Source organism: Streptosporangium sp. NPDC006013 (assembly GCF_040614275.1).
Taxonomy (GTDB): domain Bacteria; phylum Actinomycetota; class Actinomycetes; order Streptosporangiales; family Streptosporangiaceae; genus Streptosporangium.
On the sequence record NZ_JBEXUE010000103.1, the window covers coordinates 1 to 25,547 of the forward strand.

Sequence of the window (25,547 nt, forward strand, 5' to 3'; positions counted from 1 at the left end):
GCCGTAGCCGTCACCGTCGTAGTAGTCCGGCGGCCGTTTGACGTCGTGTGCCCAGAAGCCGGGACCGGCGTCGGCGACGGTCAGCAGCGCGCCGCCCTCGGCCGGCTCCAACCGTACGGAGAACGAGACCCCCTCGGGCGTGTGCGCGAACACGTTGCCGAGCAGCGCGTCCACGCAGGCGGCCAGCTCGTCCGCGGGGACGGCGACCGGCAACGGGCCGGGAGCCAGATCGAGGGTGAAGTGCCGCGCCTGATCCTCGGCGAGCACCGACCAGAACGCGACCCGGGCCGCGGTCACCGCCGCCGCGTCGCACTCGGCCCGGTCCCGCACCCGCCGTCTGGCCTCGTTGATCACCGAGGTGACGGCGCGTTCCAGGGCGTCCACCCGGGCCTCGATCCTGGCCGACTCCTCCGGGTCGGTCAGGGACTCGGCCTCCAGCCTCAGCCCGGTCAGCGGGGTGCGCAGCCGGTGTGACAGGTCGGCGGCGCTCTCCCGCTCCTCCGCCAGCAGGCCGGTGATGCGCTCGGCCAGGTGGTTGAGGGCGAGACCGACCGCGTGCACCTCGACGGGGCCGTCGGGCACGGTTCTGGCGGACAGGTCGCCCGCGGCGAGCCGGTGCGAGACCCCCGCCAGCGCGGTGATCGGCCTGATCACCGCGCGGGCCAGCCGGTCGCCGACCAGCACGCCCAGCCCGACCAGGGCCAGGCCGAGCGCCGCCAGCCCGGCCCAGACCTGGGGCACCCCCCTGGTCAGCCGGCCGTCGTCCAGGAACACCCGGACCACCGCGGTGCCCCCGGGCGCCCCCTGGACCGAGACCAGGATCTCCCTCCCGCCGGGGGCGGCGGCGGTGACGCTGCGACCGAGGAAGGCCAGCTCCACGGCGGCGGAGCGCGGGGCCGGGGCACCGATCACCCGGCCGTCGGGGAGGAAGACGGTGACCGGGTGCGAGGTCTGTTCCGTGGTGAGCCGCAGGGTCTCGGCGTCCACGGCGCCGACCGCGACGGCCACCGACTCGGCCTCGCTCTCGGCCTCGCTGACCGCCCCGCTCACCGCCACCGTGCGGACCAGGAGCGCCAGCGGGACCATCAGCGCGATCAGTACCAGGGAGGTGGTCGCCGCGACCAGCAGGGTCAGCCAGCGCCTCATGCCGGGGCGGCCAGTCGCACGCCGACACCCCGGACGGTCTGCAGGTAGCGGGGCTCCTGCGAGGTCTCGCCCAGCTTGCGGCGGAGCCACGACAGGTGGACGTCCACGGTCTTGTCGGCTCCGCCGTAGGGGATCTGCCAGACGTGGGTGAGCAGTTCCCGCTTGGTGACCACCTCGCCGGGGCGGGCGGCCAGGTAGTGGAGCAGGTCGAACTCCCGTGGGCTCAGATCCAGCGGCGTCCCGTCCAGGGTCGCCTCCCGGGTACGCGGGTCGATCCGCAGGCCCCCGACGGTGACCGAGCTGTCGGCGCGGTTCTCACCGGCCACCCGCCGGAGCACCGCCCGGATCCGGGCGTCGAGCTGGGTCGCGCTGAACGGCTTGACCACGTAGTCGTCGGCGCCCGCGTCCAGCAACCTGACCATCTCCGCGTCCCCGTCCCGCGCGGTCGCCACGATCACCGGGACCCGGCTCACCGCCCGGAGCATCCGAAGGAGGTCCAGCCCATCCATGTCGGGCAGGCCGAGATCGAGTACCACCAGGTCGGGGCGTTCCTCAACGGCCAGCCGGAGGCCGTCGAGAGCGGTGGGAGCGGACGACACGGCGTGACCGCGGTCGCGCAGGCCCCGGGTGAGGGAGGTGCGGATCGCGGCGTCGTCCTCGATGAGCAGTACGTTCGACATTTGCCGCCACGTTAGCCTCCTTCCACATCACGTCAAAAGCGGGTTATCGGCCCCTTAACCTTGCCTTATCGTTTCAGGTGGCACAGTGAACGCATGCGCAAGCGTCTTCCCCTGGTCGTGGCCGGATGGCTGGTCACCGGACTCCTCGCGATCGGAGTGGGTGTGGCGGTGATCGACCGTCTCAGCGAGCCGCTGACGGACACCGGGCTCCAGCCGCTCTCCGCCGCCGAGGTCGACGAGGCGCTCGCCCTGGCCTCGTCCCTTCCCGGCGGTCTTCCCACCGCCGTTCCCACGTCCGATCCCACGGCCGGGGTCACCTCGGATCCCGCCGAGTCCGCTTCCGAATCGACCGTCGCCGAGTCCGCTCCCCAGCCGACCGTTACCGTCACCACCACCGCGCCCGTCGCGGAGCCCGGCGAGAGCCGGGTGATCACCACGGCGGGCGGCAGGGTCATCGCCCGCTGTAAGGACGGCCTGGTCACCCTCCGGTCGTGGAGCCCGGCCCAGGGATTCCAGACCGACGACGTCGAGCGTGGACCCGCCGACCGGGCCCGCGTCGAGTTCGAGTCCGAGGAGACCGAGGTCAAGGTCGAGGTGAACTGCGCGGCCGACGGATCACCCGTCCACCGCGTCCACAGCTGATCGGCCGTGGCCGGGGCTCCCCGTCCGCGAAGTCGGGTCCACGGCGCCGCGGCGGGCGGGGGTCAGGCAGGAGCGGCTGTCAGCCGCAGCGGTCCGCGTCCCCGACCTCCACCTCGGGAGCCTCGTCGGCCACCGTGACCGAGAGCTGGGCGGTCGAGGCGACCAGGCTGCCTCTGGGGGACTTGGCGGCCTTCTCGTCGACCACGATCCCGCGCTCGCCGAGCAGATCGTACGTCTTCGCGTCGAAGATCAGATCCTGCCTGACGCCGTCGAGGCCGACCCTGCCGACGCCGATCCCCTCGCGTCCCGCCGCGTCCTCGGCCCGCTCGGTGACGTCGACCCCGGGGATGGTGCCCACCGCCTTGAACAGCGCCGCCCGCTGCGCCGGGGGCATGTAGGTCTCCCTGAGCATGTCGCCCGCCGCGGTGAAGGCCGCCTCGTCCTTGGAGTTGCCGCCCCGGTCGCCGGTGTAGAGGTGGGCGCGCATCCCGTCGGCGTCGGCGGGGAGCCTCTTGAGCGCCGCGTGGTCGGTGCGCATGTACTCGGGGATCTTCCCGCAGTTCACCAGCGGGAGCGTCTCGACTCCGGGCTCCTTGTACGCCGCCTCGGGGATCGGCCAGCCCGGGTAGGCCCTGGGCTCCAGGTGTTCGATCCGCAGCACGCCGTCCCTCGTCCCGTCGGCGGACAGCCAGATGGCCCGCCTGGTCCGGTAGAGGTAGCGGGTCTCCTCGCCGACCTCACCCGTCTCCGCGTTCGTTGCCACGCCGCTGAAGGCGCCGTACATCGTCTCCGACTCGACCTTGACGAACTGGTCGTCACGCGGGGCGAGGTCCCTCTTCACGGCCGCTCGCGCCGCCCTGTCCAGTACCTCGCTCGCCGAGACGGCGACGATCTTGGGCATCGTCACCACGACCTCCTCGACGTCTCCGGAGGGGCCGCCGCCCGGAGCCCGCGCCAGGGTGATCGCGGTCGCCCCCACCGCCACCGCGAGCGCCCCGGCCAGCGCCATCGCGTACGGCCCGCGCCACCGCGGCCCGTTCCGCAGCGGGTTCCGTCCCCGTGCCCGCGGCGCGGCGGCCGCGGCCAGCCCCCGCCTGGCCGCCTGCCTGGCCTCGTCGGCGTACGGGGGCGCCTCAGGCCGGATGGCGGCCACCAGCTCGATCTCGTCCTTGTTCATCTGTGCGACTCCAGGGAGCGGCGGATCTTGGTCCGGGTGCGGGAGAGGCGGGACCTGACGGTCCCGATCGGGATGCCGAGCGCCTGCGCGGCCTCCTCGTAGGTCAGGTCGGCCCAGGCCACCAGCAGGAGCAGGTCCCGCTCCGCGGAGCCGAGCCCGGCCAGCGCGGCGGCGAGGGCGGGTCTGAGCCGGTCGGCGGTGACGCGCTCGGCGCTGCGGTCCTCGAATTCGGCCGCGGGCTCGGGAACCTGCCGGGCGAGCGTCTTCAACCTGCGGGTCTCCGACCTGCGGTGGCCGGAGATCAGGTTGGAGGCGATCCCGTACAGCCAGGGTCTGGCGTCGGCGCGGCCGAGGTCGTACCGGGCCCGCTTGCGGAAGGCTACGAGGAACGTCTCGGCCGTCATGTCGTCGGCCGTGGTCACGTCGTCCAGCCGCCGCGCCACGTACCGGTGGATCTCGTCGGCGTGCCGGTCGAAGAGCCCGGCGAACCTGTCGGGGTCCGTCAGGGACTCCCCGATCAGCGTCGCGTCGGTCGCGTCGTCGGCGGGCGGGGACAGCGGGAACGCCCCGGTCCGTTGGGGGAGATCCAGTGTCACCACCTGTTTCGTCCAGTCGTCATCAAGAGGGAATCCTTCCGGAGCGCGTACGCACTCTCACTCCCTACTCCGCCGACCGCCTCCATCGGGTTCCATAGACGGACATGTCTCCCTTGGGGGTCATCCGACGGCTGGCGGCGGATGCTCAACATCTACATGCGGGTGCCGCTGGACCGGGCCGTGGACGCCGCCTCGCAGCGCAACGCCAAGGTCCGCGCCGAGATCGAATCGATCAAGGACCTTGTCAAAGTCCTCGGCCCGCAGGGCGCCGTGCTCTGGCAGGCCATCCGGAAGGGGCGGGTCAGCGTGGTTCCGGTGCCGCAGGGCGGCAACCTCAACATCACCCCTCCCGGCCGCTGACCCCGGTGGTCGGAACCGTCACGGGTGACCGGTTCATGCCGTGCCGTCCGCCTTGGTGGAAGTGGCCGGACCCAGCTCGGCGCCGAAGTCGCGCGCGATCCTGCGCATCCCCTCGGTGAGGTCCCGCCGGTCGAGCGCGGAGATCCGTTCGGCGGGCCCGGAGACCGACAGCGCGGCGACGGTCCGCGCCCCGTCGTGTACGCCCACCGCCAGGCAGTGCACGCCGATCTCCTCCTCGCCCAGGTCCATCGCGTACCCGTGCTCGCGCACCCGCTCAAGCTCGGTGAGCATCCCCTGCAGGTCGGTGATCGTGTTGGCGGTCCTCCGGGGCATGCCGGTGCGCTTGACCAGCGACGCCACCTCGGCGTCCGGACGGTCGGCCATCAGCACCTTTCCCACCGCCGTGCTGTGCGGCAGCACCCGCCTGCCGACCTCGGCGAACATCCGCAGCCGTCGCGGCGAGAGCACCTGGGCGACGTAGACCACGAAGTCCCCCTCCAGCACCGCCAGGTTGGCCGTCTCGCCCCACAGCTCGACCATCTTCGTCAGGTGGGGCTGCGCCCATACGCCGACCATGCGCTCGGCCACCCCGCCGAGCCGTACCAGCGCGCCGCCCAGGGCGTAGCGGCGGTCGGACTCCTGGCGCACGTAGCCCCGTGCGAGCAGCGTGCGCAGCAGCCGGTGGATCGTCCCGTAGGGCAGGCCGGTCCTGGCCGCGATCTCGGAGAGCCCCGCCTCCCCGCCCTGCTCGGCCAGCGCCTCCAGCACGTCCAGTGCCCGGTCGACCGACTGCACGGCGCTCATCTGACCTCCTCGCCGGGCGACCCCGGATCCTTACGCGCCCCATGGCCGCCGGACGGCTCGTTCACGGCACCTCCGTGAGCCCGCGCAGCGAGGCGTCGAGGACCTGGGCGGTGTGCGCCACGGGGATGGGCGCGTCCCCCCGGCGGCGGATCGCCGAGGTGATCTGCATGGTGCAGCCGGGATTGGCCGAGACCAGCAGGTCGGCGCCGGTGGCCAGCACCCGCTCCGCCTTGCGGTCACCGAGATCCCTGGCGGCCTGGGGCTGGAACAGGTTATAGGTTCCCGCGGAGCCGCAGCAGATCGCCGACTCGGCGATCTCCCTCAGTACCAGGCCGGGCACGCCTTCCAGGAGCCTGCGGGGCTCGGACCTTATCCCCTGCGCGTGGGCCAGGTGGCAGGCATCGTGGTAGGCCACGGTGAGCGGCAGCGGATGCCGTTCGGCCACCGGCCCGAGCGCGACGAGATACTCGGCCAGGTCGACGACTCTGATCGCCCGTGCTCTGTCGGCCCACTCGCCTTCCTCGGCTTCGAGGATCTCCGCGTAGTCCTTCATCGTCGATCCGCAGCCGGCTGCGTTGACCACGATCGTGTCGACGCCCGCCCGCTCGAAGACGGAGATCGTCCGCTTCGCGAATCGCAGGGCCTGCCTCTCCTGCCCCGAGTGCAGTGACAACGCCCCGCAGCAGCCCTGCGACGGCGGGATCACCACGTCGCAGCCCTCCATCGCGAGCACCCGGGCCGTGGCCGCGTTCACCTGCGGGAAGAACTCGCCCTGCACGCAACCGGTGAGCATCCCGACCGTCGCCCTGCGCGGACCCCGCGCCGGGAGCACGCGCGGCAACTCCTCCCTGGCGGCGGCCGGGGGAGCGAGGTCGGCCATCGCGGCCAGGGACGGGTTGATCCGCTCCAGCCTCGGGGCGATCGCGCGGCGCAGTCCGGCACTGAGCCGCAGCGGCAGCCGCATCGCCCGTAGTCGCCGGGGGTAGGGGAACAACTGGAAGACCAGCGCCCGCAGCGCCCGGTCGTCGGGCTTGCGCACGTGCACCCGCTCCACCTCGGCGCGGGTCTGCTCGATCAGCCGGTCGTACCTCACCCCGGACGGGCAGGCGGACACGCACGCCATGCACCCCAGGCACGCGTCGAAGTGCCCGGCCATCTCCGGTGTCAGCGGTGTGCCCTCGACGTGCTGCTTCATCAGGTGGATCCGGCCGCGCGGGGAGTCCATCTCCTCGCCCCACAGGACGTACGTCGGGCATGAGGGCAGGCAGAAACCGCAGTGCACACAGTCATTGATCAGCTTCGGGTCCATGTCAGATCCCTCCCGCGAACCGGCCGGGGGACATCCTCCGGTCGGGGTCGAACCGTTCCTTGATCCGCCGCATCAGCGGCAGCGCGCCCGACGGGCCCCAGCGATCCACCCCGCGGGCGGTCTCGGGAGGCGCGGTGAGCACGGTCAGCCCGCCGCCGAGCTCGCGGAGGTCGTCGCGCAGGCCCGTCACGAATCCGGCGAAGGCCGCCTCGCCGACGTCCGCGGGCAGGGCGACCCGCAGGACCGCCGAGGCCACCGAACCGCGCACCCGCGCGGGCAGCCCGCGCGCGGCGACCGCCCGCAGTGCCGGGTGCGCGGCGGCGGGCGGGACCCGCAACTCCAGCAGCACGTCCGCACCGGGCGGTACCGCCCACCAGGCGGGCGCCTCCGTGGTGATCAGTGCGCTCCCGTACCCGTCCATGAGCCGGCGCACGGCCTCCGCCCGGGCGTCGGCCGCCACCCCCTCGACGAGCGCGGACACGGTGGGCGCGCCCAGCGGGTGGTCCGGCCAGTCCAGCTCGATCGCGCTCGGCTCGGCCAGGGCGGCCGCGAGCTCGGTGACCAGCGCGGCCGTTCCGTGGCCGGCTCCGGCCCGGGAAGCCGGTTCCACGGTGATCCAGCGGCGGTCGGCCGGGATCGGGTGGAGACGGAAGGTGGCCTCCGTGATGACGCCGAGCGTGCCGTACGAGCCGGTGAAGAGCTTGCCCAGGTCGTAGCCCGCGACGTTCTTGACGACGTTGCCGCCCGAGGAGGCGGTCGTGCCGTCGGCCAGCACGACCGTGATGCCGATCAGCAGGTCGCGGGCGGTGCCGTAGCGGAACCTGCGGGGGCCGGCGACCGCGGTGGCGAGCGTGCCGCCGACCGTGCCGGCGCGCGGGGCGCCGTCCAGGGCCAGTTCCTGCCCGAACCGCGAGAGCGTGGAGTCGAGGACGTCGAGGGGAAGCCCGGCGCTGACCCGCGCCACGAGGTCGCCGGCGGAGTGCTCGACCGTCGATCCGTTGCCGAGGAGCAGGCGGCGGGTGTCGATCAGCAGGTCACACCGCTCGGGGGGATTCCCCCAGCCGAGCTTCGTGCCGCCTCCTGTCGGGACCACGGCCAGGTCGTGCGCGGCCGAGACACGCATCAGCGCGGCGACCTCATCGGTGCTCTCGGGCAGGGCCACCCAGCGGGGGAGGACTCCACCCACCGTCTCGCCGGGGGTCGCCGGGCGGACCGTCACACCCGTCTCGTGCAGTGCCTCCATCAGAAGTGCTCCGCCTGTCCGGACTCGACCAGCGGGTGCACGCCCTTGCGGACCCCGGGGACCTCGCCGCACAGTCGCGGGGTCGGGAAGATCTTGCCCGGGTTCGACAGGCCGCGGGGGTCGAAGGCGCAGCGCACCAGCTGCATGGTGTCGAGGTCGTCGTCGGAGAACATTTTTGGCATATATCGGGATTTGTCCACTCCGACGCCGTGCTCACCGGTGATGGAACCGCCGTGCTCGATGCACAGGTCGAGGATCCTTCCCGAGACGATCTCCGCCCGCTCGCCCGCGCCCGGCTCCGCGTCGTCGAACAGCACCAGTGGGTGCAGGTTGCCGTCACCGGCGTGGAAGACGTTCGCGACCCTGATCCCGTACTCGCGGGAGAGCCCGTCGATCCTCGCCAGCACCTCGGGCAGCGCGGTCCGCGGTACGACGCCGTCCTGGACGATGTAGGCGGGGCTGATCCGGCCCACCGCGGCGAACGCCGACTTGCGGCCCCGCCAGATGGCCGCCCGCTCCACCGGGTCGTCGGCGACCCGTATCTCGAACGCGCCGTTCTCCCGGCAGATCCGCGTCACCTCGCCGAACTGGTGCGCGACCTCCTCGGCCGGACCGTCCAGCTCCACGATGAGCACCGCGCCGGCCCCTTCGGGGTAGGCGCACGCCACGGCCGCCTCGGCCGCCTCGACGGCCAGGGCGTCCATCATCTCGATCGCGGCCGGTACGATGCCGCCGCCGATGATCGCCGAGACCGCCCGCCCGCCCCGCTCGATGTCCTCGAACGCCGCGAGCAGCGTCGTCACGGCCTCCGGAAGCCGGCTCAGCCGTACGACGACCTTGGTCGCGATGCCGAGCGTGCCCTCCGAGCCGACGAACGCGCCCAGCAGGTCGTAGCCGGAGTCGACGTCGGCGAGTTCGACGATGTCACCGTCGGGGGTGACGATCTCCAGGCCGACCACGTGGTTGACCGTGAAGCCGTACTTCAGGCAGTGCGCGCCGCCCGAGTTCTCCGCCACGTTGCCGCCGATCGTGCAGACCTGCTGGCTGGAGGGGTCGGGCGCGTAGTAGTAGCCCAGGTCGCGGACGGCCTCGGTGATCGCCAGATTGGTGACTCCCGGCTCCACGGTCGCCCGCCGGTTCGGCACGTCGACAGAGAGGATCCGCCGCATCTTCGAGGTCACCACCAGCACCCCGTCGGTCCTCGGCAGAGCCCCGCCGGACAGACCCGTCCCGGCGCCCCTGGCCACGAACGGCAGACCGTACTCGTTGCAGATCCTCACCACGGCCGCGATCTGCTCGGCGCTCTCCGGAAGCACCACGACGCCGGGAGTGGCCCGGTGGTGGGTCAGCCCGTCACATTCGTAGGTGCGCAGCCGCACGGGGTCGGTGATCACCGACCCGGGGCCGAGGAGCTCCTCGAACCTGCGGGCCGACTCGTCCAGCGTCTTCGTCGACATCGTTCCTCCTGCGATGTGACCGAGGATCCGGCGACGACGGGGACGCCGTCGCCGTCGCCCACCGGCCTACATCGGCCGATTAACGACATAACCCTCATCTCGCATTCTCGCTCAGTGCGGGGGCACCGGCGTTCCTGCCGTGCCTGGGGCCCTCGTCCAGCAGGCCGGCGAACTCCCGCTGGGCGGACCGGCAGTCGGGGACCGGCGAGACACGGGCGGGGCCTGGCGGGGAGTGACGGATACGGAGGTGGAGCCGACCTTTGATCATCGTGATCAGGACGCCCCTGGCCCACCCCTCGTCCGCGGTCTTGCGCGCGTAGAACTCCCTCGTCGTCCGGCTGTCCAGCATGTCCAGCAGGACGATGTGGTGGCCCCACGGGATCGGCCGCCCGGTCTGCGGGACGGATTCCGGCCAGGCCGCCGCGAATGCCCTCATGTAGAGGAGGTTGGTCCGCGAGTAGCCCATGGCCTCGGGGAACGCGCCGCGCAGGTCGATCGAGAGCCGGGGCACCGCCTTTCTGCCCCAGTCATCGTCCGTCTGCCGTTCGAGGATGTGGCGGCCGATCCGCCAGTACTGCCGGATCAGCTCGGCATCGGTGGTGAGCAGGGCCACCCGCCCCCGGCTGCCGGTGATCTCGCGCTTGACGGCGTCGAGCAGCGACCCGTAGTCGCCCCGACCGGCTTCCTCGCCGTTCCTGTCATCACTCATGCACGCAAAGTATCCACTCGGCTCGGCCTCCGCATCCGCCGCCGGTGACCGCCTGGAGTGAGGAATCCTCGTCAGGGGATGAGGATTCCTCACCGTCGGGCCGGTCATGTCATGGCATACGCGCATAGGCAGGGAGAGTAAGGAACTCCGCGAAGTCGTCGTCCAGGGCGACCTCCTTGAACAGCGCGGTCGCCTGGTCGTAAAGGGCCTCGTCGTATCCGGGCTCTTCCTTGATCTTGGCGAGCTCCTCGTCGATGATCTGCTCGACCAGTTCCCTGGTCACCACGGCGCCGGTGTCGGCGAGCTTGATGTCGTTGTGGATCCACTGCCAGATCTGGGAGCGGGAGATCTCGGCGGTCGCCGCGTCCTCCATCAGGTTGTGGATCGCGACCGCGCCCAGCCCGCCCATCCAGGCGGCCAGGTAGCGCAGTGCCACGTCCACGTTGTTGCGCAGCCCCGCCTCGGTGATGTCGCCGGGAGTCTGGGCGACCGCGAGCAGGTCGGCGGCGGAGACGGAGACGTCCTCGCGCAGGCGGTCGAGCTGGTTCGGCCGCGACCCGAGGACGGAGTCGAAGACGTCGCGGCAGATCGGCACCAGGTCGGGGTGGGCGACCCACGAACCGTCGAAGCCGTCGCCGGACTCGCGGGTCTTGTCGGCGGTGACCTTCTCCAGAGCGATCTTGTTGACCTCGGGGTCGCGGCGGGAGGGGATGAACGCGGCCATCCCGCCGATGGCGTGGGCCCCGCGCCGGTGGCAGGTGCTGACCAGGAGTTCGGTGTAGGCGCGCATGAACGGGGCGGTCATCGTCACCGCGTTCCGCTCGGGCAGCAGGAACTCGCGGCCGCGGGTGCGGAACTTCTTGATCACGCTGAAGAGGTAGTCCCAGCGGCCCGCGTTGAGGCCGGCGGAGTGGTCGCGGAGCTCATAGAGGATCTCCTCCATCTCGAACGCGGCCGGGTAGGTCTCGATGAGCACCGTCGCCCGGATCGTGCCCTGGGCGATGTCGAGCAGTTCCTGGGCCCTGACGAAGACGTCGTTCCAGAGGCGGGCCTCCAGGTGTGACTCCATCTTCGGCAGGTAGAAGTAGGGGCCCTTGCCCTTGGCGATCTGCCGCTGCGCCGAGTGGAAGAAGTAGAGCCCGAAGTCGACGAGGGAGGCGGAGAACGGCACCCCGTCGAGGGTGAGGTGCTTCTCGTCCAGGTGCCATCCGCGGGGGCGGACCACGATGGTGGCCAGCTCGGAGTCGGGCTTGAGGGCATAGCTCTTCTCCCCGGCGGAGAAGTCGATGGTCCGGTCGAGCGCGTCGCGGAGGTTGAGCTGGCCGTTGATGGTGTTTTCCCAGGTGGGGGCGTTGGCGTCTTCGAAGTCGGCCAGCCAGACCTTGGCGCCGGAGTTCAGTGCGTTGATCGTCATCTTCCGGTCGACCGGGCCGGTGATCTCCACGCGGCGGTCCTCCAGGCCGGGCGCGGGCGGGGCGACGTGCCACTCGGACTCGCGCACGTGCCTGGTCTCGGGCAGGAAGTCGAGGGTGCCGCCCGCCGACAGCTCCGCCTGACGGTCCTGGCGGGCCTGGAGCAGCTCCAGACGCCGGTCGTTGAACTCGCGCTGGAGGGTGGCCACGAAGGCCAGTGCCTCCGGCGTGAGGATCTCGTCAAAGCGGTCCTGACCGGGGCCACTGATCTCAACACCGTCCATGAGCCCTCTTTCCGTATCATGGAAAACCACTTCTGAATTGTGGAATAGACGCTACTTGACGGCCGGTTCTCGGTCAAAGGCAGGGTCCTCCTCAGGGGTCGCTCGGGGAATTCCCCGATGAGCTGGGGGATGTACTGGGAGACAGTTGGATCAGCGCCTCCCGGTAGAGGGAGAGGACGGACAAGTCGCGAATGGGAAGCGGAGACTTCCCGGGAAGTCGAGGATTGAGCGCATGAAGAGGAACACGCTCGTCGCCGGTGGGCTGTTGGGGGCGGTTTTCATGCTCTCGGGGTGCGAGTTCGCCCTGGACTTCCGTGACCGGCAGCAGGACGTCGTCTCCTACGACGTCACCGGCAGGGTGACGGCCCTGGACGTCGCCACGGGCTCGGGCGACATCGTGGTCACCGAGTCGGACCGGCAGGCCGTCCACGTGACCGAGACCATCCACTGGCGCGGCGGCGACAGGCCCACCACCGAGCATCCGGTGGACGGCGGCACGCTCACCCTGCGGCACCGCTGCGACGGGATGAGCTGCTCGGTCGACTACAAGGTCGAGATCCCGCCAGGTCTGACGGCCAAGCTCGACACCGGTTCCGGGACCATCACGCTGCGTGGGCTGACCGGGGGAGTGAGCGCCGAGAGCGGCTCCGGCGACATCGAGGCGGGAAACCTGGGTTCCAAGCAGTTCACCGCCGACACCGGCTCCGGCGAGGTCGAGGCGAGGTTCGCGGTCATACCCGACAGGGTGGAGATCAAGACCGGTTCCGGCGACGTGGCCGCGTACCTTCCCAAGGGCGGCTACGACGTGACCACCGAGACCGGCTCCGGCGACGAGACCGTGGAGGTCGTCAGGGACCCCTCGGCGCCGCACAAGATCACGCTGAAGACCGGCTCCGGCGACGCCCGGGTCCTGCTCTCCTGAACCCGACACCGACACCGACACCGCGCCGGTCGGCGGACGGAGCGGTGATAACCAGGTGATGACCGAGCGGTTCCCATGGCACCATCGAGGGGAAGAGACCCGGGGTGTTCGGGCGTTCACTCATATGAGAAGAACGCATACGGACCCACCATCTGAATGGAGCGACGACATAGACACTCGTGAGCCGCTGGACATGGACATCGATCGATTCGACGACCTGCTCGACACCGGTGAGATGGATCTGGCCGAGCGCCAGGCGCTGCGCCGGGTGGCGGGCCTCTCCACGGAGCTGGAAGACGTCACCGAGGTCGAATACCGCCAGCTGCGACTTGAGCGGGTCGTCCTGGTCGGCGTCTGGACCTCCGGTACGGCGATCGACGCCGAGAACTCCCTCCTGGAGCTCAAGCTCCTCGCCGAGACTGCGGGTTCACAGGTGCTGGAGGGGCTGATCCAGCGCCGCCAGAAGCCCGACACGGCGACCTACATCGGTTCGGGCAAGGCGCAGGAGCTCGCCGACATCGTCTCCGCCACCGGTGCCGACACCGTGGTGTGCGACGGTGAGCTGAGCCCCGGCCAGCTCCGTCAGCTCGAGGAGACGGTCAAGGTCAAGGTCATCGACCGGACCATGCTGATCCTCGACATCTTCGCCCAGCACGCCAAGAGCCGCGAGGGCAAGGCCCAGGTCGAGCTCGCGCAGCTCAACTACCTCCTGCCGCGCCTGCGAGGCTGGGGTGGCAACCTGTCCCGCCAGGTCGGCGGGCGCGCCGCGGGCGGCGTCGGCATGGGCGGTCGCGGTCCCGGTGAGACCAAGATCGAGCTGGACCGCCGCCGGATCCGTGAGCGGATGGCCAAGCTACGCCGCCAGATCGGCGGGATGACCACCGCCCGCGAGACCAAGCGGGCGCGACGCCTGCAGCGCGAGGTCCCCGCCGTGGCCATCGCCGGATACACCAACGCGGGCAAGTCCTCGCTGCTGAACCGGCTGACCGGTGCCGGAGTGCTGGTCGAGGACGCCCTGTTCGCCACGCTCGACCCGACGGTCCGCAGGGCGCACACGCCCGACGGCCGCCTGTTCACGCTGGCCGACACGGTCGGGTTCGTCCGGCACCTGCCGCACCAGCTCGTCGAGGCGTTCCGCTCCACGCTTGAGGAGGTCGGCGATGCCGACCTGATCCTGCACGTGGTCGACGGCTCGCACCCCGACCCCGAGTCGCAGCTCGCCGCGGTGCGCGAGGTGTTCGCCGATATCGAGGGCGTTCGCGACATTCCGGAGATCGTGGTCATCAACAAGGCCGACGCCGCCGACCCGGTGGTGCTGGCCCAGCTGACCGCGCGGGAGAAGCACACGGTCGTGGTCTCGGCCCGCACGGGCGCCGGGATCGACGAGCTGAGGGCCGTGATCGAGCGGGAGCTGCCCCGGTTCGACCAGGAGGTCAGGCTTCTCGTGCCGTACGAGCGCGGCGACCTGATCTCCAGGGCGCACGGGGAGGGCGAGGTTCTCGGCATCGAGCACACCGAGGACGGCACGGTGCTGCACGCCAGGGTTCTGCCCGGCCTCTTCGCCGAGCTGGAGAAGACCGCCAAGCCGGTCGAGACCGTCTGATCGGCTCCTTCCGCCGTACCGCCTCCTTGGGGCGGTACGGCGGGACGGCGACGCCTTCCCTCACCTTTCGCGGCGGAACATGACCAGTGCCACGTCGTCCTCCCTGGCGCCGAACCTCTCGATCAGCCGGTCGCAGAAGACCTCCAGGTCCTCCTCCGTCTCCTCGGCCAGGTGTCGTACGATCTCCAGACTCTCGTCGAGCAGCTTGTCGCGGTCCTCGATGAGTCCGTCGGTGAACATCAGCACCGCGGCTCCCCGCGGCACGTTCACCCGGTCGACCCGGTAGCTCTCCTCGGCCACGCCCAGCAGGAGATTGCCCAGGCGGTGGTAGCGGGCCTGGCCGTCGGCGATGAGCAGGGGCGGGATGTGCCCGGCGTTGGCGATCTCCATCTCCCCGGTCACCGGGTCGAGCAGGAGCAGGCAGACGGTGGCGGTCATACCGGGGTGGTAGCGCCGCAGCACATCGTTGAGCAGGGCCATCGACGTGCCGAGGTCCGAGGTGCCGATGATGGAGGCACGCAGTGCGTGGCGCAGCTCCGCCATGACGGTGGCGGCCAGCAGCGAGTGTCCCTGGACGTCGCCGATGGCGATGAGCAGCCGGTGGCCCAGCCGTAGGACCTCGTAGAAGTCGCCGCCGACCTCGACGTTGTCGACCGCGGGCTGGTACCGCCAGCTGATCGTGAGCCCGGAGGTCTCGGGGATCCGCGCCGGCAGCAGGCTGCGCTGCAGGGTGAGGGCGATCGCGTGCTCCTCGGCGTACGCCCGGAGCGCGTCCACGGCGAGGGCGAGGGCCTGGCCGAGCTGGCGCAGCACGTTGGACTCGTCGACGTCGAGCGGCGGGACCCCGTCCACCCCGAGATAGACGGGGGGCCTGCCCAGCTTGGTGCGGCAGACCACGGCCGAGACATCGCCGCTGATCTTCGAGTCGGGCACCAGCCCCATCCACTCGGCGGCGGGGACCGTGAAAACCTGGGTGCCCGCGGAGTCGCCCAGGGACATCGCGCTCAACCTGTTCAGCGTGTCCGGCGCCGCGACCTTGGCGACGGCGACGTTCTCCGGGGGCATGGCGGAGAACCTGCGGATCCGGCCGTCGGGAGGCAGGGCGAGCGTGCCCGTCCGCCGCTCCAGGATCCTGGAGGTCCCCTCGACGGCCGTGCCGAGGAGCTTGTCGAACGTCTCGGCGGAGTTCATCGAGAGCGTGACCTCGGTGAGGGCGGCCAGCCGCCGGGCCATCAGCTCGGCCCGTTGCCGGGCGCGGTAGTAGCGCAGCGTGGCCTCGACCGTCGCGGCGAACTCGTCAGGCTCGACCGGTTCCGCCAGGTAGGCGTCGGCTCCGCGTTCGAGCCCCTGGGCGCGGTCGGCCGGGGTGATAGCCGCTCCGGAGATCTGGATGACCGGTATCGACGACGTCGCCGGGTCGGCCTTGATCCGCTCGCAGACCTCGTAGCCGCTGATGTCGGGCAGTCGTACGTCGAGGACGACCAGGTCCGGCTGGAGTTCCCTGACCTTGGTGAGCGCCTCCATGCCGCCGGTGGCCTGCACGACCTGGTGTCCCGAGCGGCGCAGCCAGCTCGACAGGATGTACAGCTTGGTCGGGGTGTCGTCCACGACCAGCACCGTCGCTCCGCCGCTACCCATGGGCGTGTCCCAGAGCGCTTCCGATCGCCTCCAGCAGGGTGTCACGGCGGAGCCCCTGCTTGGGGATCACCATGTGTGCTCCCTCCGGGGCCTGCCGTGACGTGGCGACGGTCACGATGATCACCGGTACCTCGCGCAGCCGCTCGTCGTCGGACATCCGCAACATCAGCGCGGTGCCGTCGAGACGGGGCATCAGCAGGTCCACCAGCGCGAGGTCGGGCGGGTTCTTCGCCATCGTCTCCAGCGCACCCAGCCCGTCGGAGGCCTCGTCGATGTGCGCGGCGAAACCGGTGAGCATCCGCCGTACCGTGGCGCGGAACTCCGCGTCGTCGTCCACGACGAGCAACCGGCCGACCATCGGGGCCTCGTCGTGCCGGTAGGGCAGCCTCAGGGTGGCCGTGGTTCCGGATCCCACCGTGCTGGCCAGCTGCAGTCCGCCGCCCAGAGCCTCGGCCAGCCTGCGGGCGTACGGCAGACCGAGCCCGGTCCCCTTGGTCCGTGCCTGGATCACCCCCGGCACCTGGAAGAACTCCTCGAAGACGCGTTCCAGGTGCTCCTCGGGCACGCCTACCCCCGTGTCGGTCACGGTGAAGACCAGGTCGTGGGTGGCGGCGTCGATGCTCACCTCCAGCCTGACCTCGCCCCGCTCGGTGAACTTCAGCCCGTTGGAGAGCAGATTCCGCAGGATCCGGGTGAGCATCACCTCGTCCACCATCATCTCCAACGGTGCCTGCGGGATCTCCACCGTGAGCGCCACCTCGTCGTTGCCGCTGGTGGGGTGGAGCGTCATACGCAGCCGTTCCGCCAGCGCCACCAGGTCGACCATGGCGGGCTGGGGATCGAGCCGCCCGGCCTCGGCCTTCGCCATGTCGAGCAGCTCGCTCACCAGCGCCAGAAGCGTCTGCGCCGAGGAGCCGATGAGGTTCACCTGGTGGAGCTGCTCGGCGGCCAGGGGCTCCCCGCCGGGACCCACCAGGAGGCGGACCAGGCCGATGATCGAATTGAGCGGGGTGCGCAGCTCATGGCTGACCGTGGCCCAGAACCTGTTCTTCGCGTCGCTCGCCGCCCGGAGCTGCGCGGACTTCTCGTCCAGCTCGGCATAGAGCGCCACGACGCCGCGGTTGGTCTCCTCCAGCTCCTCGGAGAGCTGGTTGTAGAGCGCCAGCACTCCCTGGTTGGTCTCCTGCAACTCGGTGTTGAGCTGCAGGACCTCCTCCAGGGTCTCGGCGAGCTCGCGGTTCTGCAGGCGCAGCTCGTCGAGGGCGGTGGTGGGCGCCGCGGTGGCGAGCACGGTGCGTATCTCCTCTGCCGAGAGTCTCGGCTTGCGGCCCTGCGGGAGCCGTTTGACCATGCTTATTCTTCCCTCGGCGGGATCGAGCTCGATGAGGTCGACGAGACGCCCCGCCAGCGTCACGCCGTCCGATGGGCGGAAATCGGTCTCCGCCGAGAAGTCAACGGTGACGAGCAGGGCGTCCCGCTCCAGCCGGAAGGCGACGGAGGCTTCGATCTCGGCCTCGAGGAGTTCCCTGCCGATCTCGCTCAACGCGGTGGCCACCCGGATCTGGTCCTGGGCCTCCAACCCGACGCTCTCCGCGACCTCCCGGCCGAGCCTGCGCATGGCGAAGACGTCATGGTCGTCCCGGACGCCGACCCTGATCAGCTCGTCCCCGGTCATGTGCCCGGCCTGACCGCGACCACGCAGGCGTCGTCCCTGCGGGTACCGGCCTCGCGCAGCAACGTGCCGGCGACGACGGAGGGGAGGCGCGTGACCAGCCCGGGGTAGGAGGTGATGTCCCAGCGCTCGGACAGGCCGTCGGAGTGGAGCAGGACGACACTGTGCCGCGGCACGATGTACTCGTACTGGCGCAGGGTCCTGGCCTGGTGGCCGGCGATGCCCGGTACCGAGATCATCCCCTGACGGCCGTCGCCGTGGGCGATCCACGCGGAGATGTTGCCGAGGCCGGCGAAGCTCACCGTGCCCGCGGCGCCGTCGACGCGGGCCACGGCGACCGCGCCGCCCCTGGTGTGGCCCAGGCCGGTGTGGATGCGCTCCAGGGCGGTGACCGGTGCGAGGTCCGCGTGCCGCAGGAACAGGCGCACCGCCTCCTGGGAGGCATGGGCGGCGGCGGGACCGTGGCCGAGCCCGTCGCAGAGCATCACGGTCATCGCGGTGCCGGTCTCGGCGACCACGAAGGCGTCGCCGCAGACGGTTTCCTCGCCGATCGGACGCGTCAGGCCGCTCACCTGGGACGGGGGCAGCGGGGCGCCCTGCGCGACGAAGTACATGCCGAGCACGGTTCCCCGGCCGGGCATGGAATGAACCTCGTATCCGCTGGCCATCCGGGCGATGCCGCCCAGCCCGATGCCGAGCGTGCCCGCCGTGGAGTAGCCGTCGCGCAGGGCACGGGAGACGTCGTGCATCCCCGGCCCCCGGTCGATCGCGAGAACCTCGACCGCCGAGTCCAGTTCGGGATGCGGCCGGATCAGCATGACCCCCTCGATCGCGTGCTTCACCAGGTTCGACGCGGCCTCGCTCACCGCCACGGCGACCCGCCCGATGTCCTCCTCGCCGAATCCCCGGATCTCGGCGAGCGCCACGGCGGTGCGGCGGAGCGCGCCGATCGCACTGGCGTCCTCGGCGCGCACCCAGACGTCGTGCCGCGAGCGGATCAACGTGCCCATTTCGTCACCGTGACCAGCGTGCCCTCACCGGGAGTCGACTCCAGGGCGAATTCGTCGACCAGACGGCGGGAGCCGCTGAGGCCGAGACCGAGGCCGTTGCCCGTGGTCCACCCGTCGGTCAGCGCCTGCTCGATGTCCGGGATGCCGGGCCCGTTGTCGCTGAAGGTCATCCTTAGGCCGCGCCGTACCCCCTTGTGCACGACCTCGACCCGTACCTGTCCCCCTCCCGCGTAGACCAGGGCGTTGCGGGCCAGCTCGCTGGCCGCGGTCACCACCTTGGTCTGGTCGACCAGGGACAGGCCCACGTTCACGGCGACGGTCCTGACGCGCTGGCGGACCAGCACGACGTCGCCGTTGACGTTGATGGGCAACTCCTCGGCGGTTGTCACCAGGTGGCCGTAGAGGTCTGGGAGCTTTCGATCTGGTTCAGCAGCGCGACACCCTTCTCGAGATTGAGCGCCGTGCGCACGCCGCCGAGGGAGAGGCCGAGCTCGACGAGGGTGATCGCCACCGCCGGTCGCATGCCGACGACGATCGTCTCGGCGTCGAGCATGCGGGAGATCGCCGCGATGGTGGCCAGCATCCGGCCGATGAAGGAGTCGACGATCTCCACGGCGGTGATGTCGATGATCACCCCTCGGGCGCCGGTCGCGACCACCTTCTCCGACAGGTCCTCCTGGAGCGCGAGCACGCTCATGTCCTGCAGGTCGATCTGGATGGAGACGATCAGGATGTCGCCGAGCTTGAGGATGGGTACGCGCTCCATCAGCCCTCAACCGTTCTCACGGCGATGCGGGACTCCCCGCCCTTGACGACCCTGACGCCGCTCGCCCGCAGCGTGTGGGCCAGCGCGTCGGCGAGCGTGGCCTTGGTCACGATGTCGCCGAACTCGATGCCGAGGGTGACGATGGTGTGGGCGATCTGCGGGCGAATGCCGGAGATCACGCACTCGGCGCCCATCAGCCGGGCCGCCACCACGGTCTTGAGCAGGTGCTGCGCGACCTCGGTGTCCACGGCAGGCACCCCGGTGATGTCGATGACCGCGTGCTCGGAGCCGGTGTCGACGAGCGTCTGCAGCAGCTTCTCCATGACGACCTGGGTCCTGGCCGAGTCGAGCGTGCCGACCAGCGGCACCGCGACGATGCCGTCCCAGAGCTTGACCACCGGGGTGGACAGCTCCAGCAACTGCTCCGCCTGGTCGATGATGATCTTCTCCCTGGCCGCCGCGTAGCTCTCCACGGTGAAGAGCCCGAGGTCGTCGATTACCCGGGAGAACCAGATGAAACCTCGCAGGGCCTCGGGGGAGGCGTCCTCCTCGACGCTCTCGTAGAGCGCCTCCTTCAGGCCGAACACCACGATCGCGGTCTCGGTCGGGGTGAACCCCTGGCGGGCGCGGTCACGGGAGAGTTCGGCGAGGAGGCCACGCAGGTCGCTGAGGTCGCCGGAGTCGCCGAACGACCGACGCAGTGCCTGGTAGAGCTCACGTAGCTGCCCGGCCAGTCCTCCGCGATCCACCTGGCCTCCGGTGGAGGAGCCGGCGACCTCAAGCCAGCGCTTGAGGACGCGTTCCTCGTGCCCCTGGAGAAGCTCTTCAATGCGACGCCTACCGGCGTCCGCCTGGACGGACAAGGCAACTCCTATGCGTGTGACCTGCGGACAACTCGCACGAAAGGCTACATGGAGCGTCCTGCTTGCGGCCTTTTATAGGGATTTGGTCGGCAGGTGTCGGGGGTCGATGTCGCGGCCGTCCCGGGTGCCCGCACGGCGACGCAACCGCCCGCCGATGTGGAGGGGAGTAAGGATCATGGTCCAAGTCTCCCGATTACCAGCCTAGGTTGATCGCGAATCGCGTTTCAATGGCGGGGCTTGCGCTGAAAGGCCCTGTGGGGTGCACTGTGGTCGTGAAAACGTACAAAAGCCGCGAAAGCCGCAGTGGTCGGCCGGGGTTTAGATTGCTACCATAAGGCAAATCTAGCGAGATGTTATGACGCAAGTTGCTCTGGTGACTACTGTTACGGACGATGAAGAAGTAGTCTGAGCTGTGGAAAGGTGCTCAACGCCACGCGTGATCGTCGAGCCGGCGGGCGAGGTGCGGTCGCGGTGAGGCGGCGTTCTTCCCAATTAGCCTGTACAGCGGGCTGACTTGTGAAATAACGTAACTGAACTGAAATCGCCCGATCATGATCTCGGCGATACTGTCGCCGCACAACAGATACGCGGATGAGAGCAGGAGACCCCCGATGCCGTCCGGAGTCACAGCGGGCTTGAAGGGCACGGTGCCCGGCAGTGTCAGGGGCGACTCGTCCCGTCCGGGTGTGGTCCTCCTCCTCCAAGCGTCTTCCCCTGAACACAAGGCGGTGATGCGATGACGGTCCGCCTTCTGACCAACATCGGCCGGCTCTGGACCGGAAACGATGTGTTCAGCAACGCGGCGATCCTTGTTCACAACGACAGGATCGCCTGGGTCGGCCGGGCCGCGGATCTACCGCAGAGCGTGCCCGGCGTCGTCGACGACATCGTCGACGTCGACCACGTCGAGAACCTGGGCGGCGCGCTGGTCACCCCCGGCCTGATCGACGCGCACACCCATCCGGTCTACGCGGGCAACCGCTACGCCGAGATGGCGATGCGCTCCGGTGGTTCCACCCCCTCCGCGATCACCGCGGCGGGCGGCGGCATCGGTTCCACCGTGACGGTCACCCGGGGCACCGATCCCTGGACGCTCTGCAACGGTGTCCGTGAGCGGCTCCGAGACTGGCTGCTCAGCGGCACCACCACCATCGAGGCCAAGACCGGCTACCACCTCACCCGCGACGGCGAACTCGCCGACGTGCGGCTCCTGCGCGAGCTGGAGAAGGAGCCGATGATGCCGCGGGTGCACGTGACCTTCATGGCCGCGCACGTCGTCCCGCCCGAGTACTTCGGCCGCCAGCGCGACTACGTCGAGGCCGTGGGCTCCTGGTGCGCCGACGCCGCGGCGGCGGGAGCCGACAGCGTCGACGTCTACTGCGACGAGGGTCACTTCACCGCGGAAGAGGCCCGCTGGGTCCTGGCCTCCGGGCGCAACGTCGGCCTGCAGCCCCGCGTGCACGCCGGTGCGTACACCCGCCGGGGCGCCGTCCAGCTCGCCGCCGAGCTCGGCTGCGCCTCCGCCGACCTGCTCCACCACACCACCGACGAGGACATCGCGATCCTGGCCCGCTACGGAGTCCCCGCCGTGGTCTGCCCGGGAACCGCCCTCCAGCGTGGCAGCCTGCCTCCCGTCCGCCGGATGCTCGCCCAGGGGGTCACCGTGGCCCTCGGCAGCGACCACAACCCGGGCCACTGCGGCATCACCTCGATGTCACTGGTCATCAGCCTCGCGGTGGCGGCCTTCGGCATGAGCGTCGGCGACGCCCTGCGCGCCGCCACCCTCGGCGGTGCCACGGTCCTCGGGGCTTCCGACCGCGGTGTTCTCGCCCCAGGTCGCCTGGCCGACATCGTCCAGTGGGACGCCGACCACGAGGGCGCCTTCGCCTGGGCCTTCGGCCTCAAGCCCCGCCGGGTCTGGCGTGGAGGCACCCCCGTCCAGTAGGTCCAACGTCCGTGACTCCGGCCTTCTTCGTCTGATCTTCTCCGAGTAATCTCTGGACATGTCGCCATCGGTCGCCGTCGTCACCGACTCCACCGCCTACCTTCCGCGAGAGCAGGTCTCCCGCCTGGGAATCATCGTGGTACCGCTCCAGGTGGTCGTGGGAGGCCGGTCGCTCGACGACATGGCGCGGCTCGACGGCGCCGCGAGCGTGGACGACGCGCTCGGGGAGCGGGCTCCGGTGACGACCTCCAGGCCCGCTCCGCGGCGTTTCGCGGACGCCTACGACCAGGCGGCGGCCCAAGGCGCGACCGGCATCGTCTCCATCCACCTGTCGGCGGAGATGTCCGGCACGGTCGAGGCCGCCCGCGCGGGAGCCGAGGATTCACCGGTTCCGGTCGACGTCATCGACAGCGGGTCCATCGCGATGGGCCTGGGATTCCCCGTCCTCGCCGCCGCGGGTGCCGCCGCCGCGGGCGCGACCCGGACGGAGGTGGCGGATGCCGCCCGCCGCCGTGCGGAGTCGATCCGCAGCTTCTTCTATGTCGACACCCTGGAATACCTGCGCCGGGGAGGCCGGATCGGTGCGGCGGCGACCCTCCTCGGCTCGGCGCTGATGATCAAACCGATCCTGCACATCCGTGACGGCGCGATCGTTCCGCTGGAGAAGGTCCGTACGGCGAGCCGGGCCATCGCCCGTCTCGAGGATCTCGCGGTCGAGGCCGCGGGCACCGCCCCGGTGGAGGTCGCGGTCCAGCATCTCGGCGCCGCGGCCCGTGCCGAGGCGCTGGCGGCGCGCCTGCCCCGGCGCATCCCCGCACTCGTCGAGGTCACAGTCGTCGAGGTCGGTTCGGTCATCGGCGCCCACGTCGGCCCCGGGATGCTCGGCATCACCGTCTCCTTCCCGCCCTCCTGACACCTGTGGGCGCGCATGCCCGGTCCGGGCGCCCGTCCGCCGGATCGCCGTCCACAGCCTGGCCGTACGGTCGGTCGGATATCCACAGAACGGAGTTCGGCGAGGATGTTCCCGGTGCCGCCGCCGTAGCGTCCTGCGGGTGCGGACCACAGGCCAGAACATCGAGCGGTTCCGAGCCGAGTCGCGGCTGCGGATCCTGACAGGGCGTGGCTCACCTACCGCCGTGCCCCTCCCACGCAGGTCGACCGACCTGCTCGCCCCGCCGCCGCCCAACGATCGGTTCTCGCCGCTCCGGCCGGTAGGCCCCGCCGATGGGGAGGCCGGGGCCGGTCTGCCCTGTTCGGCTGGGGATGCGTGGTCCGGTGGGCAGGGCCGGCCGCAGGATGCCGTCTCCCTCGACGGTCCCGCCGCGCGCATGCGTTCCATGCCGCCTCCCCCGGCCTTCGAGGCACTGCGCAAGGTCGTGGCCGCACAGGGACAGGCTCTCGGTCCGGGCAGGCCGGGGTTGCGCCTCCTGCTGCTCGTCGCCCTGACGGCCGCCGTCGCCGGCGGCGTGTATGCCTGGAGGTCCCAGCCGGAGCCCGAGCCGCTGGCCCCGCCGGCACCGATCTCCGGGGCCCCGCTGTCGGCGCCTGTCAACGCCGCACGGTCCCGGCCCGCGCCGGCCACCGAGCTGACAGTTCACGTGACCGGCAAGGTCCGCCGCCCCGGGGTGATCACGCTGCCCGGAGGTTCCCGGGTCGCCGACGCGGTCCAGGCGGCCGGGGGCGTTCGCGGGGCAGTCGCCACGGGTTCTCTCAACCTCGCGCGCAGGCTCGTCGACGGCGAGCAGATCGTCGTCGGCTCGACCGGCCCCGCCGTCGCGGCGGCACCCGCCTCGGTGGATCCGGCGGACCCCGCCACCGCCGTCGTCGACCTCAACACGGCCACGGCCGAGCAGCTGGAGCGGCTACCGGGTGTGGGCGAGGTGCTCGCCCAGCGCATCATCGAGTACCGCGCCGCCCATGGCGGCTTCCGCGCCGTTGAGCAACTCCGCGACGTGAGCGGCATCGGCGACCGTAAGTATGCCGAGATGCGCGACAAGGTCCGCGTGTGATCCGCCGGTCGGGGAGGGCGGTCGCGATGCGAGCCGGCCCGGCCGTCGAGGTCGAGCGCGCCGGGGATACCAGAGGCACCGGGGATACCGAGAGCCCTGATGGTTCCGGCGTTCCCGGGAAGGCCGGCGGTTCCAGGAGTTCCGGAAAGGGGTGGGGCGCGCATGCCGCGCATCTGCTCCTGCCCGCGGCGGCATCGTGGGTGACCGCCCTCGTCCTGCTGGGCTGTCCTGCGGCGACGGGTGCCGTGGTGGCCGGTCTCACGGCCGTGGGCGCCCTGGCCGTGGCTGTTCCGGTCCGGACAGGGAGGACGGCGGGCTGGCGTAACGCGGTGATCGCGGTCCTGGGGTGCACGGCCGCGGTGGCCGGGTCGGTGGCCTTCCGGGTGCACGCCGCCGGTACGGGACCGGTCGCCGAACTGGCCGGAAGGCACGCCTCGGCGGTGGCGGAGGCGGTGGTGACCGACGACCCCCGGGAGGTGGCCCGGCGTGGCGGGCTGTTCCGGCGGGAGAGCTTCGTGGTGCCCGCCCGGGTCGAGTCGGTCGGGACGGGAGCGGACAGGGTGACGCTGCGGGCCCCGGTGCTGCTTTTCGTCTCCGGCGCGGAGTGGCGCTCGCTGCTGCCCAGCCAGCGGGTCGAGGTCAGCGGGCGCTTCGGCCCGGCGGACCCCGGTGAGCTGCTCGCGGCGGTGGTGCTGGTCAAGGGGGCACCGCGAGTCCTGAGCGGGCCCTCCTGGGAGCAACGCGCGGCCGGGGCGCTCAGATCGGGGCTGAGGAAGGCGGCCGAGGTGTTGCCGCCGGCGCAGCGCGGGCTGCTGCCCGGCCTGGTGGTCGGTGACGTGTCCCGGATGGACGACCAGGTCAGAGCCGACTTCAAGGCGGCCGGTCTCAGCCACCTACTCGCCGTCTCCGGCGCGAACCTCGCCGTCGTGGCCGGTGCGGCGGTCGCGATGGCCAGGATGGCCGGTCTGCCACTCGCCGCGCGGGCGGTGCTGGCGATCTCGGCCATGGTCGCCTTCTCGGTCGTCGCCCGGCCCTCGCCCAGTGTGCTCAGGGCTCTCCTGATGGGCGGGGTAGCCGCCGTGGCACTCGGCACGGGCCGCTCGCGCGACGGGGTCGCGGCTCTGTCGGCGACGGTTCTGGGGTTGATCTTCTTTGTCCCCGACCTCGCCCGCTCCTACGGCTTCGCCCTGTCGGTCTTCGCCACCGCGGGCATTCTGGTCCTCGCACCGCGCTGGCGCGACCGGCTCGCGACCCGAATGCCCCGCTGGGCGGCGGAGGCGATCGCCGTGGCCGCCGCGGC

General features: G+C 71.0%; 24 protein-coding genes. 8 read left to right on the forward strand and 16 right to left on the reverse strand.

What is annotated here, in order from left to right; translation table 11 throughout:
• Positions 1-1,146, reverse strand: a 1,146-nt coding sequence (locus tag ABZ260_RS17975; protein ID WP_355618489.1) for a HAMP domain-containing sensor histidine kinase, incomplete at its 3' end; no start/stop codon positions are given.
• Complete coding sequence (locus ABZ260_RS17980) at positions 1,143-1,826, reverse strand: response regulator transcription factor (RefSeq protein WP_030904055.1); 684 nt, start codon at positions 1,824-1,826, stop codon at positions 1,143-1,145. The genes ABZ260_RS17980 and ABZ260_RS17975, both read right to left, overlap by 4 nt.
• 93 nt (positions 1,827-1,919) lie before the next feature.
• Here ABZ260_RS17980 and ABZ260_RS17985 point away from each other — a divergent pair, with 93 nt between their 5' ends.
• Positions 1,920-2,468, forward strand: a complete 549-nt coding sequence (locus ABZ260_RS17985; protein WP_355618492.1) for a hypothetical protein — start codon at positions 1,920-1,922, stop codon at positions 2,466-2,468.
• 79 nt (positions 2,469-2,547) lie between these two features.
• Here ABZ260_RS17985 and ABZ260_RS17990 read toward each other — a convergent pair whose 3' ends face one another.
• Positions 2,548-3,645: a CU044_5270 family protein gene (locus ABZ260_RS17990; RefSeq protein ID WP_355618495.1), complete on the reverse strand. Its 1,098-nt coding sequence runs from the start codon at positions 3,643-3,645 to the stop codon at positions 2,548-2,550.
• Entirely contained in the window at positions 3,642-4,241 is a 600-nt protein-coding gene (locus ABZ260_RS17995) for an RNA polymerase sigma factor (protein ID WP_355618498.1), read from the reverse strand. The genes ABZ260_RS17990 and ABZ260_RS17995 overlap by 4 nt, the downstream gene beginning before the upstream one ends.
• A 141-nt stretch (positions 4,242-4,382) precedes the next feature.
• On the opposite strand from ABZ260_RS17995, the gene ABZ260_RS18000 reads away from it, so the two are divergent.
• Positions 4,383-4,601 carry a hypothetical protein gene (locus ABZ260_RS18000; protein ID WP_355618501.1) on the forward strand — a complete coding sequence of 73 codons (219 nt, stop codon included), beginning with the start codon at positions 4,383-4,385 and terminating at the stop codon, positions 4,599-4,601.
• A 33-nt stretch (positions 4,602-4,634) separates the two neighbouring features.
• Here the strand turns inward: ABZ260_RS18000 and ABZ260_RS18005 are convergent, their stop codons facing one another.
• The 6 genes from ABZ260_RS18005 to aceB form a co-directional block, all read right to left on the reverse strand.
• A complete protein-coding gene (locus ABZ260_RS18005) occupies positions 4,635-5,405 on the reverse strand; it encodes an IclR family transcriptional regulator (protein WP_355618504.1) in 771 nt (256 codons plus the stop codon).
• A 61-nt stretch (positions 5,406-5,466) separates the two neighbouring features.
• Positions 5,467-6,714 carry a heterodisulfide reductase-related iron-sulfur binding cluster gene (locus ABZ260_RS18010; protein WP_355618507.1) on the reverse strand — a complete coding sequence of 416 codons (1,248 nt, stop codon included), beginning with the start codon at positions 6,712-6,714 and terminating at the stop codon, positions 5,467-5,469.
• Between the two features lies 1 nt (position 6,715).
• Positions 6,716-7,957, reverse strand: coding sequence for an FAD-binding oxidoreductase (locus ABZ260_RS18015; RefSeq protein ID WP_355618510.1), 1,242 nt, complete (start codon positions 7,955-7,957; stop codon positions 6,716-6,718).
• The gene (locus ABZ260_RS18020) at positions 7,957-9,414 is read right to left on the reverse strand and encodes an FAD-linked oxidase C-terminal domain-containing protein (protein ID WP_355618513.1); all 1,458 of its coding nucleotides are present in this window, start codon (positions 9,412-9,414) and stop codon (positions 7,957-7,959) included. Before ABZ260_RS18020 ends, ABZ260_RS18015 begins: the two co-directional genes overlap by 1 nt.
• Positions 9,415-9,508: 94 nt before the next feature.
• The gene (locus ABZ260_RS18025; RefSeq protein WP_355618516.1) at positions 9,509-10,123 is read right to left on the reverse strand and encodes a DUF1016 N-terminal domain-containing protein; all 615 of its coding nucleotides are present in this window, start codon (positions 10,121-10,123) and stop codon (positions 9,509-9,511) included.
• Between the two features lie 109 nt (positions 10,124-10,232).
• Positions 10,233-11,819: a malate synthase A gene (gene aceB, locus ABZ260_RS18030; RefSeq protein WP_355618519.1), complete on the reverse strand. Its 1,587-nt coding sequence runs from the start codon at positions 11,817-11,819 to the stop codon at positions 10,233-10,235.
• 232 nt (positions 11,820-12,051) lie between these two features.
• On the opposite strand from aceB, the gene ABZ260_RS18035 reads away from it, so the two are divergent.
• Together ABZ260_RS18035 and hflX are read left to right on the forward strand one after the other, a co-directional pair.
• Complete coding sequence (locus ABZ260_RS18035; protein WP_355618522.1) at positions 12,052-12,741, forward strand: DUF4097 family beta strand repeat-containing protein; 690 nt, start codon at positions 12,052-12,054, stop codon at positions 12,739-12,741.
• Positions 12,742-12,934: 193 nt separating this feature from the next.
• Positions 12,935-14,344 (forward strand): GTPase HflX, encoded by a 1,410-nt coding sequence (gene hflX, locus ABZ260_RS18040; protein ID WP_355618525.1) that lies wholly within the window; start codon positions 12,935-12,937, stop codon positions 14,342-14,344.
• A 60-nt stretch (positions 14,345-14,404) separates the two neighbouring features.
• Here hflX and ABZ260_RS18045 read toward each other — a convergent pair whose 3' ends face one another.
• Genes ABZ260_RS18045 through ABZ260_RS18070 form a run of 6 tightly spaced genes read right to left on the reverse strand, consistent with a single transcriptional unit; the run spans position 14,405 to position 20,293 of the window.
• Positions 14,405-15,982, reverse strand: coding sequence for a fused response regulator/phosphatase (locus tag ABZ260_RS18045; protein WP_355618528.1), 1,578 nt, complete (start codon positions 15,980-15,982; stop codon positions 14,405-14,407).
• Positions 15,975-17,657 (reverse strand): ATP-binding protein, encoded by a 1,683-nt coding sequence (locus tag ABZ260_RS18050; RefSeq protein ID WP_355618531.1) that lies wholly within the window; start codon positions 17,655-17,657, stop codon positions 15,975-15,977. Before ABZ260_RS18050 ends, ABZ260_RS18045 begins: the two co-directional genes overlap by 8 nt.
• On the reverse strand, positions 17,654-18,664 hold the full coding sequence (locus tag ABZ260_RS18055) for an ATP-binding protein (RefSeq protein WP_355618534.1): 1,011 nt from the start codon (positions 18,662-18,664) through the stop codon (positions 17,654-17,656). The genes ABZ260_RS18050 and ABZ260_RS18055 overlap by 4 nt, the downstream gene beginning before the upstream one ends.
• The gene (locus ABZ260_RS18060) at positions 18,652-19,053 is read right to left on the reverse strand and encodes an anti-sigma regulatory factor (protein WP_355618537.1); all 402 of its coding nucleotides are present in this window, start codon (positions 19,051-19,053) and stop codon (positions 18,652-18,654) included. The genes ABZ260_RS18055 and ABZ260_RS18060 overlap by 13 nt, the downstream gene beginning before the upstream one ends.
• Positions 19,050-19,430: an STAS domain-containing protein gene (locus ABZ260_RS18065; RefSeq protein ID WP_355618540.1), complete on the reverse strand. Its 381-nt coding sequence runs from the start codon at positions 19,428-19,430 to the stop codon at positions 19,050-19,052. The genes ABZ260_RS18060 and ABZ260_RS18065 overlap by 4 nt, the downstream gene beginning before the upstream one ends.
• The gene (locus ABZ260_RS18070; protein WP_355618543.1) at positions 19,430-20,293 is read right to left on the reverse strand and encodes an STAS domain-containing protein; all 864 of its coding nucleotides are present in this window, start codon (positions 20,291-20,293) and stop codon (positions 19,430-19,432) included. Before ABZ260_RS18070 ends, ABZ260_RS18065 begins: the two co-directional genes overlap by 1 nt.
• 736 nt (positions 20,294-21,029) lie before the next feature.
• On the opposite strand from ABZ260_RS18070, the gene hutI reads away from it, so the two are divergent.
• The 4 genes from hutI to ABZ260_RS18090 all read left to right on the forward strand — a co-directional run.
• Positions 21,030-22,238, forward strand: coding sequence for an imidazolonepropionase (gene hutI, locus ABZ260_RS18075; protein WP_343979893.1), 1,209 nt, complete (start codon positions 21,030-21,032; stop codon positions 22,236-22,238).
• 58 nt (positions 22,239-22,296) lie between these two features.
• On the forward strand, positions 22,297-23,151 hold the full coding sequence (locus ABZ260_RS18080) for a DegV family protein (protein ID WP_355618546.1): 855 nt from the start codon (positions 22,297-22,299) through the stop codon (positions 23,149-23,151).
• A gap of 139 nt (positions 23,152-23,290) precedes the next feature.
• Positions 23,291-24,247 carry a ComEA family DNA-binding protein gene (locus tag ABZ260_RS18085; protein WP_355618549.1) on the forward strand — a complete coding sequence of 319 codons (957 nt, stop codon included), beginning with the start codon at positions 23,291-23,293 and terminating at the stop codon, positions 24,245-24,247.
• A 26-nt stretch (positions 24,248-24,273) separates the two neighbouring features.
• A partial coding sequence (locus ABZ260_RS18090) for a ComEC/Rec2 family competence protein (protein WP_355618552.1) occupies positions 24,274-25,547 on the forward strand: 1,274 nt, incomplete at its 3' end.

Coding starts and splice junctions, on each gene's coding strand:
- ABZ260_RS17980 (WP_030904055.1), bottom strand. CDS start 1,826: ATGTCGAACGTACTGCTCATCGAGGACGACGCCGCGATCCGCACCTCC.
- ABZ260_RS17985 (WP_355618492.1), top strand. CDS start 1,920: ATGCGCAAGCGTCTTCCCCTGGTCGTGGCCGGATGGCTGGTCACCGGA.
- ABZ260_RS17990 (WP_355618495.1), bottom strand. CDS start 3,645: ATGAACAAGGACGAGATCGAGCTGGTGGCCGCCATCCGGCCTGAGGCG.
- ABZ260_RS18000 (WP_355618501.1), top strand. CDS start 4,383: ATGCTCAACATCTACATGCGGGTGCCGCTGGACCGGGCCGTGGACGCC.
- ABZ260_RS18005 (WP_355618504.1), bottom strand. CDS start 5,405: ATGAGCGCCGTGCAGTCGGTCGACCGGGCACTGGACGTGCTGGAGGCG.
- ABZ260_RS18010 (WP_355618507.1), bottom strand. CDS start 6,714: ATGGACCCGAAGCTGATCAATGACTGTGTGCACTGCGGTTTCTGCCTG.
- ABZ260_RS18015 (WP_355618510.1), bottom strand. CDS start 7,957: ATGGAGGCACTGCACGAGACGGGTGTGACGGTCCGCCCGGCGACCCCC.
- ABZ260_RS18020 (WP_355618513.1), bottom strand. CDS start 9,414: ATGTCGACGAAGACGCTGGACGAGTCGGCCCGCAGGTTCGAGGAGCTC.
- ABZ260_RS18025 (WP_355618516.1), bottom strand. CDS start 10,123: ATGAGTGATGACAGGAACGGCGAGGAAGCCGGTCGGGGCGACTACGGG.
- aceB (WP_355618519.1), bottom strand. CDS start 11,819: ATGGACGGTGTTGAGATCAGTGGCCCCGGTCAGGACCGCTTTGACGAG.
- ABZ260_RS18035 (WP_355618522.1), top strand. CDS start 12,052: ATGAAGAGGAACACGCTCGTCGCCGGTGGGCTGTTGGGGGCGGTTTTC.
- hflX (WP_355618525.1), top strand. CDS start 12,935: ATGGACATCGATCGATTCGACGACCTGCTCGACACCGGTGAGATGGAT.
- ABZ260_RS18045 (WP_355618528.1), bottom strand. CDS start 15,982: ATGGGTAGCGGCGGAGCGACGGTGCTGGTCGTGGACGACACCCCGACC.
- ABZ260_RS18050 (WP_355618531.1), bottom strand. CDS start 17,657: ATGACCGGGGACGAGCTGATCAGGGTCGGCGTCCGGGACGACCATGAC.
- ABZ260_RS18055 (WP_355618534.1), bottom strand. CDS start 18,664: ATGGGCACGTTGATCCGCTCGCGGCACGACGTCTGGGTGCGCGCCGAG.
- ABZ260_RS18065 (WP_355618540.1), bottom strand. CDS start 19,430: ATGGAGCGCGTACCCATCCTCAAGCTCGGCGACATCCTGATCGTCTCC.
- hutI (WP_343979893.1), top strand. CDS start 21,030: ATGACGGTCCGCCTTCTGACCAACATCGGCCGGCTCTGGACCGGAAAC.
- ABZ260_RS18080 (WP_355618546.1), top strand. CDS start 22,297: ATGTCGCCATCGGTCGCCGTCGTCACCGACTCCACCGCCTACCTTCCG.